The sequence below is a fragment of the uncultured Psychrobacter sp. genome, assembly GCF_947488565.1.
In the GTDB taxonomy this organism is placed as follows: Bacteria; Pseudomonadota; Gammaproteobacteria; order Pseudomonadales; family Moraxellaceae; genus Psychrobacter; species Psychrobacter saeujeotis.
Window position 1 is genome coordinate 61,161 of the sequence record NZ_CANKZC010000006.1, and the last position, 14,819, is coordinate 75,979.

Genomic DNA, 14,819 nt, shown 5'->3' on the forward strand with positions numbered 1-14,819 from the left:
TTAAATTAAATGCTGTGCAAAAACTGACGTATGAATCATCTAACGCGTAAATCCACGCAATATTAACAGTATGAGAGGCCAGCTTAAGATGCTCATCAACAAAGACAATCCTGACTGTGCAATGAATAAACTTTGGGTCATCAATTGTAATATCCATAGAGTAAGCTGAAAAACAATCAACCCAATAGCTGCTAAAAACCAGGCGCTAAATGTATTTAACTGCTTGACTTGAAGACTGCAAACCCTAAGTGCCAATACCATGACGACTGCTGCAAATGCTTGCTGTCCAAGATGAGTATCCATCAACAAGTCAGCAATAATACCAACCATAAAAGCGGTAAAGACTCCAACATATCGCGGCTGAAACAACAACCAAAATATCAATACCATCATTAAGATCATGGGACGTAAAGCTGCCATGCTTGGGCTTAGTGGATAGACACTAGGTGATGAGGCAACCACAAAACTCAATATGATTGCGATAAGCATCTTACTAGATGAATGCTCAGAGTTTGAAAGTGCCATGAATGCTTGCCTTAACGATTTATTAACGACTGGCAGGTAGTGGTAATTCGGTGTCAGTATACGTCACCTTATCTTGTAAGATAAGCACATAAGCATTATCAACAAAGTTGGCAGCAGGTGATACCTCAATCGTTCTAAAATTGTCGGCTTGAGTGTCTGTGATGCGGGTAATACGGCCGACACGATAGCCCGCTGGAATACGGCCGCCTAAACCGGAAGATACTAGCTCGTCGCCAATACGTACATCCGAGGTTTTGAATACGTAATTAAGGCTCAATGAGGTTGGAATACCTGCACCTGTGACAATGGCACGTTGACCAGTACGCTTGATGGTTACGGCAACTGATTGCTGCTCGTCTGTGATGAGTAACAAGCGGCTGGTATTGGGATAGACATTGATAATTTGCCCCAAAATACCGTTTTCATCAATCACCGTTTGGCCAACTTGAACACCGTCTTTGGCGCCTTTATTAAGCACTACGATCTGTTTGAGTAAATTGGTATCGGTGCCAATCACTTGTGCTAAATTTAAATCAAACAAATCAGGCTTGGTCGTTGATAAGATACCTTGTAAGCGGGCATTTTGCGCCAAGATATAATCTTGCTGCTGAAGCTTTGCTTTTGCATGAATCAGTTGTGATTTTAATTGTACGTTTTGGCGGCGTAAAGCTTCTTTTGATTGTATGCTACCGCGTGCCCAGTGTTCAGCATAGCTTGGTAATAAAGAAAATTCATAGATAGGCTGCATGGCAGCATGACTAATACTACGGACAGGTTTAAACAACTCCGGATTTTTGCTATCAAACCACATGATAATTAACGCCACTATTAATACAATAGCAGTCCTACGAAGTGCGAGTGGCTGACGAGCAAAAATACTTGGGATCATAGGGCATCTAATTTGATCGGTACCCAGCGCGGGGTATAAAGCTATTATGCGCGAACATAACGGCGTATGCTAGTTGTTGATACAACAAAGGCAGCCATATTGACCGCCTTTGTTCAGTTATTCATTTTAGCCTAGGTTTATTATCTACAAGTGACCAGAATCACTATTGCAAGTAACCAAAGCGCTTATAAAAGCTTTATACAAAAATCATATTTAAGCTTTTGTTATTAATAAAATCAAGCGCAATACCGCCACCACGACTGACACAAGTAAGTGGGTCTTCTGCAACAGTAACTGGTAGACCAGTCTCTTTTGAAATAAGCTTATCCAAATCACGTAATAATGCACCACCCCCAGTTAGGACAATACCGCGCTCGGCGATATCTGATGACAACTCAGGCGGGGTTTGTTCAAGTGCAGCTTTTACTGCACTGACGATACCACTTAGCGGATCGCTTAATGCTTTTTGGATTTCTTCTGAATTGATGATAAACGTCTTAGGTACGCCTTCTGCCATACTACGGCCACGGACTTCTACCTCTAAGTTGCTCTCTTCGTTAAGCGCCGAGCCCACTTCTTGTTTGATACGTTCGGCGGTTGTCTCACCAATCACACAACCATGGGTACGGCGTACATGAGTAATAATCGCGTCATCAAACATATCACCACCAATACGAATCGATTCGGCATACACACAGCCAGACAGTGCGATAACAGCAATCTCAGTGGTACCACCACCGATATCGACGACCATTGAACCACTGGCCTCATGAACCGGCATTCCTGCACCGATAGCTGCGGCCATCGGCTCTTCTAATAGCAGTACTTTGTTAGCGCCCGCTGATGACACTGCTTCACGAATAGCCTTTCGCTCAACCAGAGTCGACTTACAAGGTACGCAAACCACGACATTGGGCTGTGCCATAAAACGTTTGGCTTTTACTTTGGCAATAAAATGCTTTAGCATCTTTTGGGTGACTTCAAAGTCAGCGATGACCCCGTCTTTTAATGGACGAATGGCAGTAATATTGGCAGGAGTACGTCCAAGCATTTGCTTGGCATCAAGACCAACAGCAGCGACGGTCGGGTTTTGCGTACGGTTGCTACGTAAGGCGACCACCGTAGGCTCATCGAGCACTACCCCTTTATTAGGAATAAAAATTAAGGTGTTCGCGGTACCAAGGTCGATAGCGATATTATTCGATAAAAATCCAAACGGGTTCATTAATATATCCAGCGGCTTACAAATGAGATGACTGAGGCGATGCTTATTAGTATCAAGTAGAGAGCGGTTAAAGACTCAAACAAACAAAAACGTATCTTTGCGATAGGTTTGAATCATGCAATACTGACTAGAAACTAAAAGTGAGATAAATTATACCGATTTAGTCTCAAAAAAACATCGTTATTTACACTGTAAAGTAAGTATTATTTAATCAAAAAATAGACCTTAATAAATCGATTAAGTGATTTTTCAATAGCGTTTATCGCTATATCGTACTTTCGCCAAACAATGTGCGGCTACTTTACCGTATTTAGCAAGTTAATTGTTAGGCAATTGAAAATAAATCAATAACTGTATCGTCACAGTACCAGTTGTTTGTGATTATGCAGCAATCTAACACAGCGCTCTGTAAACTTAGGCCAGATGCTTTATAATAAACTCACTCTATATACGATATTATTTTAGTAGTCATATACCTACTCTAACAAAAACTGTCTTTAACTGGAGAAATTATGTCACAGCAACCTGCAACGTCCGACAGCAATGTTAGTCGTGAAGAAATTTTAGAAGTTGCCAATTTGGCCCGTTTAGGTGTCGATGCAAGTACGGCGAGCAGTTACGCTGACGATATCAGTAAGGTGCTAACCCTTATGCAAACCCTTGGAAACGTCGATACAGATGGTGTCAAACCTCTATCAAATATTCATGAGGCTTGCCAAGAGTTGCGCACTGACGTGGCAAAACACGATATCAATCGTGCACGTAATCAGTCAGTTGCGCCCGCTGTAGAAGATGGACTATATCTGGTACCGCAGGTCATTGAATAGTCCGCTGTACTGATATTTACGTTTATTTTCTTACATTTTATGCTATTAACATTTTGACGGACGACACCTTATGTCTGAACTTCATCTATTGAGTACCCAGCAGCTTGTCACAGGCTTACAAGACAAACAATTTAGCAGCCTTGAGCTGACTGACCATTATATCAAGCGCATTGACGCGCTAGATGGCAAGATTAATAGTTTTATCACACGAACCTCTGAGACGGCACGCGCCCAAGCACAGGCAGCTGATGAGATGCGAGCACAAGGCGATAAAAGACGTCTGCTCGGGGTGCCAATGGCGCATAAAGACATCTTTTGTACCCAAGGCGTACTGACCACTTGTGGTTCTAAAATGCTTCATAACTTTGTCTCACCTTATAACGCCACTATCGTCTCCAATATCGACAAAGCGGGCATGATTAGCTTAGGTAAGCTCAATATGGACGAGTTTGCCATGGGCTCAGACAACAGTAGCTCATACTATGGGACCGTACAAAATCCCTGGAACCTAGAGCGTGTCCCTGGCGGCTCATCTGGTGGTAGTGCTGCCGCTGTCGCCGCAGGTTTTGTGCCAGTGGCAACAGGTAGTGATACTGGAGGCTCTATTCGTCAGCCTGCATCGTTTTGCGGCTTGACAGGTATCAAGCCCACTTATGGCCGTGTATCGCGCTTCGGTATGATCGCCTATGCCTCAAGTCTTGACCAAGCCGGTAGCATGGGTCGTAGCGCCAAAGACTGCGCGTATCTACTACAGCCGATGATCGGTCATGATCCGCGTGATGCAACCTCTATCAAATATGATATGCCTGATTACGTACAAGACCTTAATGATGCAGAGGCAGCCGCCGGTGACAAGCCCTTTGATGGTCTACGTATCGGTGTCGCAAAAGAATACTTCAGTGAAGGGCTTGATAGCGAGGTCGAACAAGCGGTTCGTGCGGCTCTCAAACAGTATGAAGATCTGGGCGCAACCATTGTAGAGGTGAACATTACTGATCCTGAGATCACCCTTGCCACCTACTACATGCTAGCGCCTGCTGAAGCATCATCTAACCTCTCGCGCTTCGATGGCGTACGCTTTGGCTATCGCTGTGAAAACCCAACTGATCTAGTCGATCTATATACACGCTCACGCTCTGAAGGTTTTGGTCCTGAAGTACAACGTCGTATCTTGACAGGTACCTATGCATTGTCTGCAGGTTATTTTGATGCTTATTATACAAAAGCTCAAAGAATACGCCGCTTAATCGTACAAGATTTCGATGAAGCATTTGCCGATTGTGATGTGATTGCCAGCCCAACTTCCCCAACGGCAGCTTACAAACTTAGTGAAGACCTTGATCCTGCAACGATGTACTTAGGTGATGTCTACACCATCGCGGTTAACTTGGCCGGTCTACCTGCACTCAGTCAGCCAGTTGGTTTGACCTCAGAAGGCTTGCCTATTGGCTTGCAATTGATTGGTCAATATTGGCAAGAAAGTAAGCTGTTGGCCACCGCTCATTTATTTCAGCAGCATACAGATCACCATTTGCAATCTTCTGCTATCGCCGAGAAGGCGGTTTAATACTCCGTTATAGTCAAATAACTTACCGTATAATATGCGCAAAAATTTGACTCCATTTTTAGCTTCACTGGAGATATACAATGAGTTTTCTTAACATGATGAAGCAAGACTATCACTTAGATGATAATCAAGCTCTAACTTTAAAGACAGATCTTAAAAACTTAGAAACCTTTTTTGATGAAAACTTTGAGGACACGCCAAGTTTTTTTCAGACGTTTTACGATAAGTTTGAAAAGATTATTGCCCCTTATGGCTTTATTGAGGGGGATGCTAAACAAGCTGAACCTTTGGTAAGTAGCTTGTACAGTCAAGGTAAGTTTAGAATTTTGATGAGCTATGTTATTTCTGCTTTTTATCAAAGTGGCGGGAGTAGTGAGATATTTGCAGATACCTATACGCAGATGCAAAACCATCACTAAAGCTTGCTATTTAAGCAGTTACAGTCTGGTTTTCGCACACTATTATAGCCATCATAAAAAAGACGGAAATGCTGGTGAGAACTGTAAAGTGTTCCCTACGCTTCCTAAAGATGAATGGCTTGATTTACGAGCGCTAATTATTGGCACTAGAAAATAGTGAAGTCTGCCATGACAAGATCGTTTAGCCTCGATTGAGGAAAAGCGAAGCATTGTTTTGTTCGAGCTTAAGGGGTTTTGTATTATCGTAAATTTCGTAGCAAAGAGTAGCGAAAAGCAGGATAAACTACGAAAAATTTATTGCAGATAATGATAGTAAGTCACGACTATAACTTTATAGCTTAACGATTATTTATTTTAATTTTTGATAGGATTTTATAATGGAAATGACAGAATTTGCAGTTCGCAAAGAATTGCTCGTCGATGGTTACGAGGTGGTGATCGGGATTGAGATTCATTGTCAGCTAAATACCGAAAGCAAGTTATTCTCGAGCGCACCGACCGACTTCGGTCATGAGCCAAATAGCCAGGCCAGCATCGTCGATTTGGGTCTGCCTGGTGTTTTGCCAGTTTTAAATGCTGGTGTGGTCGATCGTGCCCTAAAATTTGGCATTGGTGTCAATGCTGAGCTGGGGTTATTCAACACTTTTGATCGCAAAAACTATTTTTACCCTGATTTACCTAAAGGCTACCAGATTACCCAGATGGTCCACCCTATCGTTGGCAAAGGTTATATCGATGTAGTGGTGAATGAAGGCGAGAAAAACGAGTACCCAAAACGCATGGATATCACACGCGCGCATTTAGAAGAAGACGCTGGTAAATCCGTACATGATGCTGTCGATGGCATGACGGGCGTCGATCTGAACCGTGCAGGTACGCCGCTGGTCGAAATTGTCTCTGAGCCAGACATGCGTTCTGCTCACGAAGCACTTGCTTATATAAAAGCCATTCATCAGCTGGTTACGTGGCTTGGCATCTCAGATGCGGTCATGGCAGAAGGCTCATTTCGCTGTGACTGTAACGTCTCTGTACGTAAACCAGGCGGCGAGCTTGGCACACGAACTGAGCTGAAAAACCTAAACTCGTTCCGCTTTATCGAGCGCGCCATCAATCGCGAAATCGAGCGTCAAATCGACATCATCGAAGATGGCGGTCAAGTCGTGCAAGCAACGATGCTCTATGATCCAGAGCGTGATGAAACGCGTACCATGCGTACCAAAGAGGACGCCAACGACTATCGCTACTTCCCTGACCCTGACTTACTGCCAGTACGTATTGAGCAGCATACGATTGATGAGATTAAAGCGGCAATGCCTGAGCTACCTGTTGCTCGACGTGCGCGCTTTGAAGAGGCGCTCGGTCTGTCAGAGTACGATGCTCGTATCCTAACTGGTAGCCGTCAGCTTGCCGATTATTTCGAAGATGTAGTCGCAGAGATCGGACAGTCAGATGCGAAAATGGCTGGCAACTGGGTCATGGGCGAGCTGCTGGGTGCATTGAATAAAGACGATAAAGACATCGTTGACTCCCCTATCAGCGCTAAGCAATTGGCTGGTATGCTGGAGCGTATCAAAGACGATACTCTATCTGGCAAATTGGCTAAGAAAGTTTTTAGTGCCTTATATGAACGCGAAGGTGGCAACGATGATGACGCAGCAGATAAAATCATCAAAGAAAAAGGACTCAAGCAAGAAACCGATACGGGCGCCATTAAGGCCATGGTTGAAGACGTCATTGCAAACAATCAAACGATGGTAGATGAGTATAAAGGCGGTAAGCAAAAAGCCTTTAATGGTCTGGTCGGCCAAGTCATGAAAGCCAGTCGCGGTAGTGCCAACCCACAGCAAGTCAATCAGATTTTAAAGGAGCTGCTGGATTAAGACGAATGGCAAATCTGTCATACTAACTATAGTACGTAGAAATGTGTTGTAAATTTTAAGCAAAACAAATAGCTCTTGCAATATGCCTAATTTTGCGTAAAATAGTCAGGCATTCGGGGCGTAGCGCAGTCTGGTAGCGCACCACACTGGGGGTGTGGTGGTCGCAGGTTCAAATCCTGCCGTTCCGACCAAACACAATATTAGGGCATACCGTCATAGACCGTATGCCCTTTATTTTGGGCGTTTTTTGGGTTTTCACTGTCTTATAGGTGTATGGCGTTCCATATAGAATGTTGGTATTATTGTTGGTATCGAGCAATACCAACATGGATAATACCAACAAAGGATAGACCCATGCCCCTAACCCATACCAGTATCAACAAGCTAGCCCCTAGCCCCACCTCTATTGATACAAAGCGACCTGATAAACATAGTGATGGTAACGGGCTTCAATTATGGGTTCGTTATACGGGCGTGAAGTCATGGATTAGTGCCTACCGCTGGCAGGGTAAGCAGCAGACCCTCACTATTGGCACTTATCCAGTCATGAGCCTTCAAGATGCACGTAAGCGCAATATTGAGATCAAAAGACTCATAGCTGATGGTATCAACCCAAAAGACGATAAGAAAAAGACACAAGCCGACAATGACGGATCAAGGACGTTCGATACCATAGCCCAGCGTTGGCACGATGACCGCAAAGCACACATAGCCCCTACCACCTATAGCCGTGATTATTCACAGTACCAGCGCGATATTAAGCCCGTCATTGGTCACATGAACATAGAGGACATAACCGCGCCTGATGTTTTGGCTATCGGTAAAGCTATCGAAGCGAGGGGCGCAGCTGATATGGCAAGGCGTGCAATGCGCCAAACGGGGCAGATATTCAAACAAGCCATACGTGAGGGCTTAACCAATCTCAACCCAGCCACCGACCTAACCGAAGCACTAAAACCGCATAAGGTAAAGCACCATAGCCGTGTGACCAGCCAGCAACTACCTAAACTACTTCAAGACATTAACGCCTACGAGGGTGATCTACTGGTGAAGCTAGGTTTATGGTTTATGTGCTATACGTTTGTAAGAACGCAAGAATTACGCTTTATGGAATGGAGCGAGATAGACTACAAAGCTAAGGTATGGCGCATACCAGCCGACAAAATGAAAATGGATAGACCGCACCTAGTACCACTTGCACCGCAAACAATGGCAATCTTAGAACAAATCAAGGCGCTGGGGTTTTCGGATCAGTACGTTTTCTTTAATACCTCAACCCGTAAGCCATACAGTACCAATGCTTTTATTACTGCCCTATGGCGCATGGGTTATAAAGGACGTATGACGGGGCACGGCTTCCGTGGACTTGCCAGCACTACCCTACACGAACAGGAATACATGCACGAAGCGATAGAGCTACAGCTGGCACATGAGAAAGAAAACAAGATCAGCAAGGCATACAACGGAGCGCAGCATTTACCATATAGAACCAAGATGATGAATGAGTGGGCAAACTTCATTGATAATGCTTATGCTGGCAAGATAGATAACGTGATCCGTGCAGACTTCAAACAACAAACACAAAAGCATGGCTAATATCATGCTGTAACGACTATGCAAGGCTAGGACTAATTACCCGAACGACAGCTATTTACACACCCTTATGCTGTCACTGCCTTGCACCTACTTTGATTTAAGGGTGTAGGGGTGTAAGTGTGAGTAATAACGATTTCTTTGGCACTATTGCAGATGAGTTTATGAATGGTTTATCTGATGCAGATTTATATAAACTTATGGATGTTATAAGCGTTGAGGATGCAGCTGCATTGATTGCTGGTGTAAGTCCAAACAAGGTTTATCACGATTACTATGCTGATGACGAATATGTGTCAATAAACACTAAACAAGGTGATCCACACAACGCAGTAGATGTTTTTTCAATCAGTTTAAAAACGCTAGGGCACGCTATTAAATCAGGCAGGTTAAATGCTCACATAGTTGTTACTCCAAAAACTGACAGCCTTATTCAAAATGACTTGAACAAAGATTGGATAGCTATATCAGATATTAATACAGCTAAAACGACAATAGATAGAAATGATCTAAAAGAATGGTTATCAGATAGAGGCGTTTATCCTCATTTACTATTCCCAAACGGTAAGAAAGATGACTATATGAACCAAAAACATATAAATTATTCTGCTAAGTTAGCTTTATGTGTTAGAGCATGGGAAGTAGCTCAAACGGCTAATCTTGATGGTAAAAGAGTAAAAGGCTTTATTGAGGATTGGATGAAAGATAACGCCAAAGCCTTTGGTGTGACTAATACAGGTGACAAATTTTTCAATGATCTTGCTGCTATTCCAAATTGGGATATTACAGGGGGTAGAGCAAAAGCCAAACCTACCCCCCTAAAAGCAAGTAAAAAAGTAGATAAACAAATAGCTAGTGAAGTACAAAAAAAACTTACTGTTAATTTACCTGAAAAACTACCTAAAACAGATGACCCTTTTGATATACCTTTTTAATACCCCTATATTTTCAACCCTTTATTTTATTGACCTAAACAACAAAAACGCTTATTTTTTATGATAAAAATTAAGTTTTAGGGGGGTAGCAATAGCATTACCTTTCCGTCTATTCTACCCCCCTTGATACCCCCTAAACTATCCATATCGCAGAACAACGCAGCGATACAAATCATACGATATGGAGCAGTTAAGATGACACACCCCACTCAAAACACCCCAGTAATTCCTTTTACTGATAACACCTCTCACGATACCGAACCAACCACCGCAAACACTCCAGCTATTCAACTGCCTACTACAGGCATGGGCAGGGCTAAAGATATCCTGCCCTTCCTACCCTTTAGCAAAACCACCTTGTTTGAATGGTCAAAAGATGGGCGCTTCCCAGCTGGCAGAAAGCTAAGTCCTACCATGACAGCATGGAGCTATGCAGACGTTCACGAATGGCTGAATTCTCACACCTCAATCACTAGCGAGGTGTAGATCATGCTTACTATTTTACACAACACCATACACATGATAGATGGCTTGTACTCTCTCAACGACCTACATAGGGTCAGTGGCAGCAATAAAAAGCATAAGCCTACAAACTTCATGCGATTAGAAAATACCAAGGACTTAATAGCAGAAATAGAGCGATGCTCAGATGTGAGCATCGAAGCAAAATCAAATGCTTACAAAGTCATTAAAGGGGGCGACTCACAGCAAGGCACATTTGTATGCCGTGAGCTAGTGTATAGCTACGCAATGTGGATCAGTCCACGTTTTCAATTATTAGTGATACGCGCTTTCGACTCAATGACGAGCCAGCAAAATGCACTTAGTCACCAACTCGATGAGTTATGCAGAGAGTACAATACAGTAAATAACAACCTGAGTTGTGCAGGACGCTTCCTAAGCATTGGTGGTAAACAGATTAAGCCAAAAATAAAGCAAGACATTGATAGCACGTTAAAACAGATGCAACCTAGCCTTGAACTTGTAGGAGGTGCGGACAGTGAAAAATGATAGTGAAGTTCTAGAACCGCGCCTAGTGGCAGTGGATAGCTACCACCTATCTTTTATTAATGACATGGTGCAAACGCTATCAAGCAATAGCGAGCGCCTATCAATGGCGCTTAATACAATCATTGCAGACAATGACGCTAGCAAAGGCGTTATAACTGCAATACAAGGTGCTTTATTCCACGATAGCCAATCAGCTAGCGATATTAGCGAGATGCTAGATCAGCTTATTGTGATGCCACCATTGGAGGTAACAAGCTATGAGTAGTAATGACACCAAAACCAATCCAAAAGCCGACCACGGGCAGCACAACGACAAGCAGACAGACGAGCGCAGCTTACTACTAAGTTTGCTTATCTTTATATCATGGGTAATGATTATCGGTTTATTACTGTCACTGGTAGCTTACACACAAGCAAGCCCTAAACAGATTGCAACTGATGATAGCAGCGGTTACTATATAGACCTCTCAAGAAAACACGCAAGCGGTAAGCCAGACCGTTATTCATTGGCTTTTTTTGTGCCTGATAATAGCGCAGCCTCTCAAGCTGTCCCTATCCATTCAAGCATAGCCCCACAAGCGCACACATGCGCCACAAGGGGGCAAACCATCATATCTATAGCAAATCACTTGCTAACCGACTATGACGGGTTGACGCTGCAAAATAAAACAGCCGAAAGGCGAATATGCGGGGCGGTTGCTTGCGTGACCGAGAGTAAGACCCGTCACCCTATACTTTTACCGTATAGCGTGGCACATACTCAAAAAACAACGCAAGGAGGGCATCATAATGCCTAATTCAATCCGTACGACCTCAAACACCCAAACCACTACCAACAGCACACCAGCGCATCAAGCCATTAAAGGCTCGCATGATGACGACTTGTCTATTGTCCTAAACAAACAATGCAAGGTCATCGACTTAACCAGTCCTAATGATGACGAAGTAATATTGATACCGTCACGCATACTATCGGATATTGCTTGTGACATTAACGGGGCTGCTACTGCCTTGTATGATATTGGTCAATTACTGGCACTCATTCACTATGACAAGATAGAAGCGCATACAGTGCCAGCACTGGCACGCCTCGCACATGATGCCACCGACACATGGGCAAGCCTACTATATGAGCAATTAGAGAGTATTAATAACACCCTAGCAATGACAGGTTACGGCAAGGAGGGCAGCCAATGAAACGCTACCCACCAAAGCAAAGCCGTAAGCACGCTAAGCGCAAAAGCTACTACAAAAAGTATAGAGAGCAGCGTAAGCCGAACCACACGCAGGCAAGGGGGAACAGATGACCACCACACTACAAACAAACACCCATGAAAAAGCCCGCGCATTGAGCGCAGGCTTAGACATGATAGGTCGTTTTAATGCAGCCACACGGCAAGGGCTGGCAGATGACAATATATTGCTTAATCTTTATAACCTATGTGAGCAGTTAGGCATACAAGACAGGCTATTGCACCTTGATAGCGATATTACCATAACCACGGGCTTCGATACAGGTAAGAGAGAGCTGACAGAGAACACGATAGGGCTAGTATTAAACAACAATCAAGATCAACCCGTCACGCTTGCCAGTGTCACACCTAACAGCACTCAAAAGCCGATTATCATTGACCGTATGCAGCCGTCAGCTTTCATCATTGGTACGTTAGACAGTAGCAAAGAGATTATAGCGATTGATAACTTAAATGATGCTGTCACGCTTGCTTATTATCTTATGGCGGATAATGTCACGCTACTGATGAGCCTTGATAAGCTGCTATTTAATGGCATGGTCAGCCATTTTGCCGAAGCCTACCCCGTGACTATCTTTACTACCTTAGATCAAAAAGACACAGTTTGTAAGCCGTTCAAAGGTGCAAACGTCAAAGGGGTTATTACTGGCGCTAGAACTCTCTTAGAGCATTTAGAATATGGCGAGCTTAGCTATAGAGAGATATTAACCCTTGATGATACAACCATACTCGATCTACAAGCTGAGATATGGGGCGAACCTGAACCATTAGCCAATAATCCAAACACGCCCACGCCCTACCCTATAGATGCGTTCACAGGCTTACTACAGCACGTTGTTAAGGCAGTAGCACACTACACGCAAGCACCGACTGCAATCGCAGGACAATGCGTTTTAGGAGCATTGGCACACATGGGGCAGCGGTTTATTGATGCACCAATGGGACACGGTCACATGCCAACCAGTCTAATATTAATCACTGAGGGCGAAAGCGGATCAGGTAAAAGCCAAGCTATGGGTTTAACTCATTTCAAAATACGTGAGTATGAGAAGCAGCTATATGCTGATTATCTTATTGAGCTGTCATCATGGGAGAATGACAAGGCAAGTCTAAAAGGTAAAGAGCTAGCCGACTTCTTAGAGTCTAACCCAAAGCCTCAAAATCCTAAGACCATGTTTAAAGAAGCGACCATCGAGCCTATACTCGATAAATTTATTGATGGTAGTATCAGTAATGCGTCATGGACAACAGACGAAGCAGCCCAATTCTTTAATGGTCATACCATGAAAGGTGATACCGCAGGCAATGCCCTATCATCATTGACGACCCTTTATAGTGATGGTGAGGTGTCCCGTTTACGCTCGCAAAAGTCTGCCTATGCTACACCACATACAGACGCTTACAACGTGCGTATGACGCTATTACTACAAGGACAGCGCGTTATATTAGAGCCAGCACTAGCCGACCCCGTGATGAATGGACAGGGGTTTTTAGCCCGTGCCTTGATTGCTTGCCCTGAGGACTTACGCGGTCAAAGAGTATGGAACGATGAGCAGCGCAATAACGACAGCCCGTATGATAACCCTTACTTAATAGACTACTGGTCACGCTGTCAGAGCTTACTTGATCCATTACCAGCCAGCCTACCCAATGACAGCACAGGCACACCGAAGCGCATTAAGATGCAATGGGCAGACAAGCAGACTAGGCAAGTCTTTACTGACTTCAAACAGGCAATAGAGAACAGACAAGCGCAGGGGCAGCCGTTGGAGTATCTAAAAGCGTATGCGTCACGTATGGCAGAAAATGCGAGCCGTATAGCATCATTAATGGCGTTCTTTGATGGACGTAAGGCAATCACCACTGATGATATTAAACGGGCGTTTATGCTTGTGGAATACTCTACCAGTGAACGCTTGCGCTACCTTGATGCAACGCCTACAGGTGAACAGAACGACAGTGAGAAGCTAAGCAGCTGGCTAGGGGATAAAGCGAGGGGTAAAAATCCGCCTATCTTGAATAAGTCGTTTGTGTCACAGAACGCACCTAACACCCTAAGAGGTAAGAAACTTAATAGCTTACTTGATGATCTTGAAAGTATGGGGCACGTTCGGTTAGAAAGTGAGGGGCGCAGGCGTTTAGTGTGTATTAATCCAAAGCTAATTAATGAATAGCTAACCTTAGCTATAACTTAGCTACCCCTAAAAAGCTGCTAAACTTGCTAAACTTTATCTAGCCCTTGCCAGTCAAGGGCTTAACTTTAGGTAGTGCGCTGCTAAGCATTGCTAAACTTGCTAAACTTTAGCTAAGAATGGCTAACTTTAGCGGAACTTTAGCAACTTTAGCAGGACGTTAGCAGCTGCTAACTAAGCTACAGGCTATAGCTGATAAGGCTTACGGGAACTTTAGCAACTTTAGCGACTTTTTCTAGGTATAAAACTATATTGGCAGGCGTTTAGCGTCTGCCTTTTTTCATGGGCTGCAAAAACCTAAGGGAAACCTAAGGGTAGGCGCTCAATACTCACTTGAAAATCACGGGTAGCATGTTGTCATTTGTTTACATTCAAACCAGTTTGCCGACTGCCAGCATGTTAATAAATGTTAAGGTTTAAAAGCAGGATTACCTTTACTTAGCGATACGGATTGCATAACCCCCAATGGGGTAAGTTAAGCCTAAAGCATGACCATCATTAGC

15 protein-coding genes and 1 tRNA gene are annotated in these 14,819 nt (G+C 43.8%); 13 read left to right on the forward strand and 3 right to left on the reverse strand.

What is annotated here, in order from left to right:
• Nucleotides 1-39: 39 nt before the first annotated feature.
• The 3 genes from mreD to Q0890_RS12520 form a co-directional block, all read right to left on the reverse strand.
• Complete coding sequence (mreD, locus tag Q0890_RS12510; RefSeq protein ID WP_299221481.1) at nucleotides 40-525, reverse strand: rod shape-determining protein MreD; 486 nt, start codon at nucleotides 523-525, stop codon at nucleotides 40-42.
• A gap of 22 nt (nucleotides 526-547) precedes the next feature.
• A complete protein-coding gene (gene mreC / locus Q0890_RS12515) occupies nucleotides 548-1,414 on the reverse strand; it encodes a rod shape-determining protein MreC (protein ID WP_299221484.1) in 867 nt (288 codons plus the stop codon).
• A gap of 196 nt (nucleotides 1,415-1,610) precedes the next feature.
• Nucleotides 1,611-2,639, reverse strand: a complete 1,029-nt coding sequence (locus Q0890_RS12520; protein WP_299221487.1) for a rod shape-determining protein — start codon at nucleotides 2,637-2,639, stop codon at nucleotides 1,611-1,613.
• A gap of 512 nt (nucleotides 2,640-3,151) precedes the next feature.
• On the opposite strand from Q0890_RS12520, the gene gatC reads away from it, so the two are divergent.
• The 13 genes from gatC to Q0890_RS12585 all read left to right on the forward strand — a co-directional run bounded on the left by gatC (nucleotide 3,152) and on the right by Q0890_RS12585 (nucleotide 14,298).
• Nucleotides 3,152-3,466, forward strand: coding sequence for an Asp-tRNA(Asn)/Glu-tRNA(Gln) amidotransferase subunit GatC (gene gatC, locus Q0890_RS12525; RefSeq protein ID WP_299221490.1), 315 nt, complete (start codon nucleotides 3,152-3,154; stop codon nucleotides 3,464-3,466).
• Between the two features lie 70 nt (nucleotides 3,467-3,536).
• Nucleotides 3,537-5,033: an Asp-tRNA(Asn)/Glu-tRNA(Gln) amidotransferase subunit GatA gene (gatA, locus tag Q0890_RS12530; RefSeq protein WP_299221493.1), complete on the forward strand. Its 1,497-nt coding sequence runs from the start codon at nucleotides 3,537-3,539 to the stop codon at nucleotides 5,031-5,033.
• An 80-nt stretch (nucleotides 5,034-5,113) separates the two neighbouring features.
• Nucleotides 5,114-5,452, forward strand: coding sequence for a hypothetical protein (locus tag Q0890_RS12535; RefSeq protein WP_299221496.1), 339 nt, complete (start codon nucleotides 5,114-5,116; stop codon nucleotides 5,450-5,452).
• Between the two features lie 377 nt (nucleotides 5,453-5,829).
• Nucleotides 5,830-7,332 carry an Asp-tRNA(Asn)/Glu-tRNA(Gln) amidotransferase subunit GatB gene (gatB, locus tag Q0890_RS12540; protein WP_299221499.1) on the forward strand — a complete coding sequence of 501 codons (1,503 nt, stop codon included), beginning with the start codon at nucleotides 5,830-5,832 and terminating at the stop codon, nucleotides 7,330-7,332.
• A gap of 114 nt (nucleotides 7,333-7,446) precedes the next feature.
• Nucleotides 7,447-7,523 (forward strand) — tRNA-Pro (locus Q0890_RS12545).
• A gap of 163 nt (nucleotides 7,524-7,686) precedes the next feature.
• A complete protein-coding gene (locus Q0890_RS12550) occupies nucleotides 7,687-8,928 on the forward strand; it encodes an integrase arm-type DNA-binding domain-containing protein (RefSeq protein ID WP_299221502.1) in 1,242 nt (413 codons plus the stop codon).
• Nucleotides 8,929-9,047: 119 nt separating this feature from the next.
• On the forward strand, nucleotides 9,048-9,860 hold the full coding sequence (locus Q0890_RS12555; protein WP_299221504.1) for a hypothetical protein: 813 nt from the start codon (nucleotides 9,048-9,050) through the stop codon (nucleotides 9,858-9,860).
• A gap of 195 nt (nucleotides 9,861-10,055) precedes the next feature.
• Nucleotides 10,056-10,346, forward strand: coding sequence for an AlpA family transcriptional regulator (locus Q0890_RS12560; RefSeq protein WP_299221507.1), 291 nt, complete (start codon nucleotides 10,056-10,058; stop codon nucleotides 10,344-10,346).
• 3 nt (nucleotides 10,347-10,349) lie between these two features.
• Nucleotides 10,350-10,871, forward strand: coding sequence for a KilA-N domain-containing protein (locus Q0890_RS12565; RefSeq protein ID WP_299221509.1), 522 nt, complete (start codon nucleotides 10,350-10,352; stop codon nucleotides 10,869-10,871).
• Entirely contained in the window at nucleotides 10,861-11,136 is a 276-nt protein-coding gene (locus Q0890_RS12570; RefSeq protein WP_299221512.1) for a hypothetical protein, read from the forward strand. Before Q0890_RS12565 ends, Q0890_RS12570 begins: the two co-directional genes overlap by 11 nt.
• Nucleotides 11,129-11,668, forward strand: a complete 540-nt coding sequence (locus Q0890_RS12575) for a hypothetical protein (protein WP_299221514.1) — start codon at nucleotides 11,129-11,131, stop codon at nucleotides 11,666-11,668. The genes Q0890_RS12570 and Q0890_RS12575 overlap by 8 nt, the downstream gene beginning before the upstream one ends.
• A complete protein-coding gene (locus Q0890_RS12580; protein ID WP_299221516.1) occupies nucleotides 11,661-12,068 on the forward strand; it encodes a hypothetical protein in 408 nt (135 codons plus the stop codon). The genes Q0890_RS12575 and Q0890_RS12580 overlap by 8 nt, the downstream gene beginning before the upstream one ends.
• 106 nt (nucleotides 12,069-12,174) lie before the next feature.
• Complete coding sequence (locus tag Q0890_RS12585; RefSeq protein ID WP_299221519.1) at nucleotides 12,175-14,298, forward strand: DUF3987 domain-containing protein; 2,124 nt, start codon at nucleotides 12,175-12,177, stop codon at nucleotides 14,296-14,298.
• Nucleotides 14,299-14,819 lie beyond the last annotated feature (521 nt).

Coding starts and splice junctions, on each gene's coding strand:
- gatC (WP_299221490.1), top strand. CDS start 3,152: ATGTCACAGCAACCTGCAACGTCCGACAGCAATGTTAGTCGTGAAGAA.
- Q0890_RS12575 (WP_299221514.1), top strand. CDS start 11,129: ATGAGTAGTAATGACACCAAAACCAATCCAAAAGCCGACCACGGGCAG.
- Q0890_RS12585 (WP_299221519.1), top strand. CDS start 12,175: ATGACCACCACACTACAAACAAACACCCATGAAAAAGCCCGCGCATTG.
- Q0890_RS12580 (WP_299221516.1), top strand. CDS start 11,661: ATGCCTAATTCAATCCGTACGACCTCAAACACCCAAACCACTACCAAC.
- gatB (WP_299221499.1), top strand. CDS start 5,830: ATGGAAATGACAGAATTTGCAGTTCGCAAAGAATTGCTCGTCGATGGT.
- Q0890_RS12550 (WP_299221502.1), top strand. CDS start 7,687: ATGCCCCTAACCCATACCAGTATCAACAAGCTAGCCCCTAGCCCCACC.
- Q0890_RS12520 (WP_299221487.1), bottom strand. CDS start 2,639: ATGAACCCGTTTGGATTTTTATCGAATAATATCGCTATCGACCTTGGT.
- Q0890_RS12565 (WP_299221509.1), top strand. CDS start 10,350: ATGCTTACTATTTTACACAACACCATACACATGATAGATGGCTTGTAC.
- Q0890_RS12560 (WP_299221507.1), top strand. CDS start 10,056: ATGACACACCCCACTCAAAACACCCCAGTAATTCCTTTTACTGATAAC.
- gatA (WP_299221493.1), top strand. CDS start 3,537: ATGTCTGAACTTCATCTATTGAGTACCCAGCAGCTTGTCACAGGCTTA.
- mreD (WP_299221481.1), bottom strand. CDS start 525: ATGGCACTTTCAAACTCTGAGCATTCATCTAGTAAGATGCTTATCGCA.
- mreC (WP_299221484.1), bottom strand. CDS start 1,414: ATGATCCCAAGTATTTTTGCTCGTCAGCCACTCGCACTTCGTAGGACT.
- Q0890_RS12535 (WP_299221496.1), top strand. CDS start 5,114: ATGAGTTTTCTTAACATGATGAAGCAAGACTATCACTTAGATGATAAT.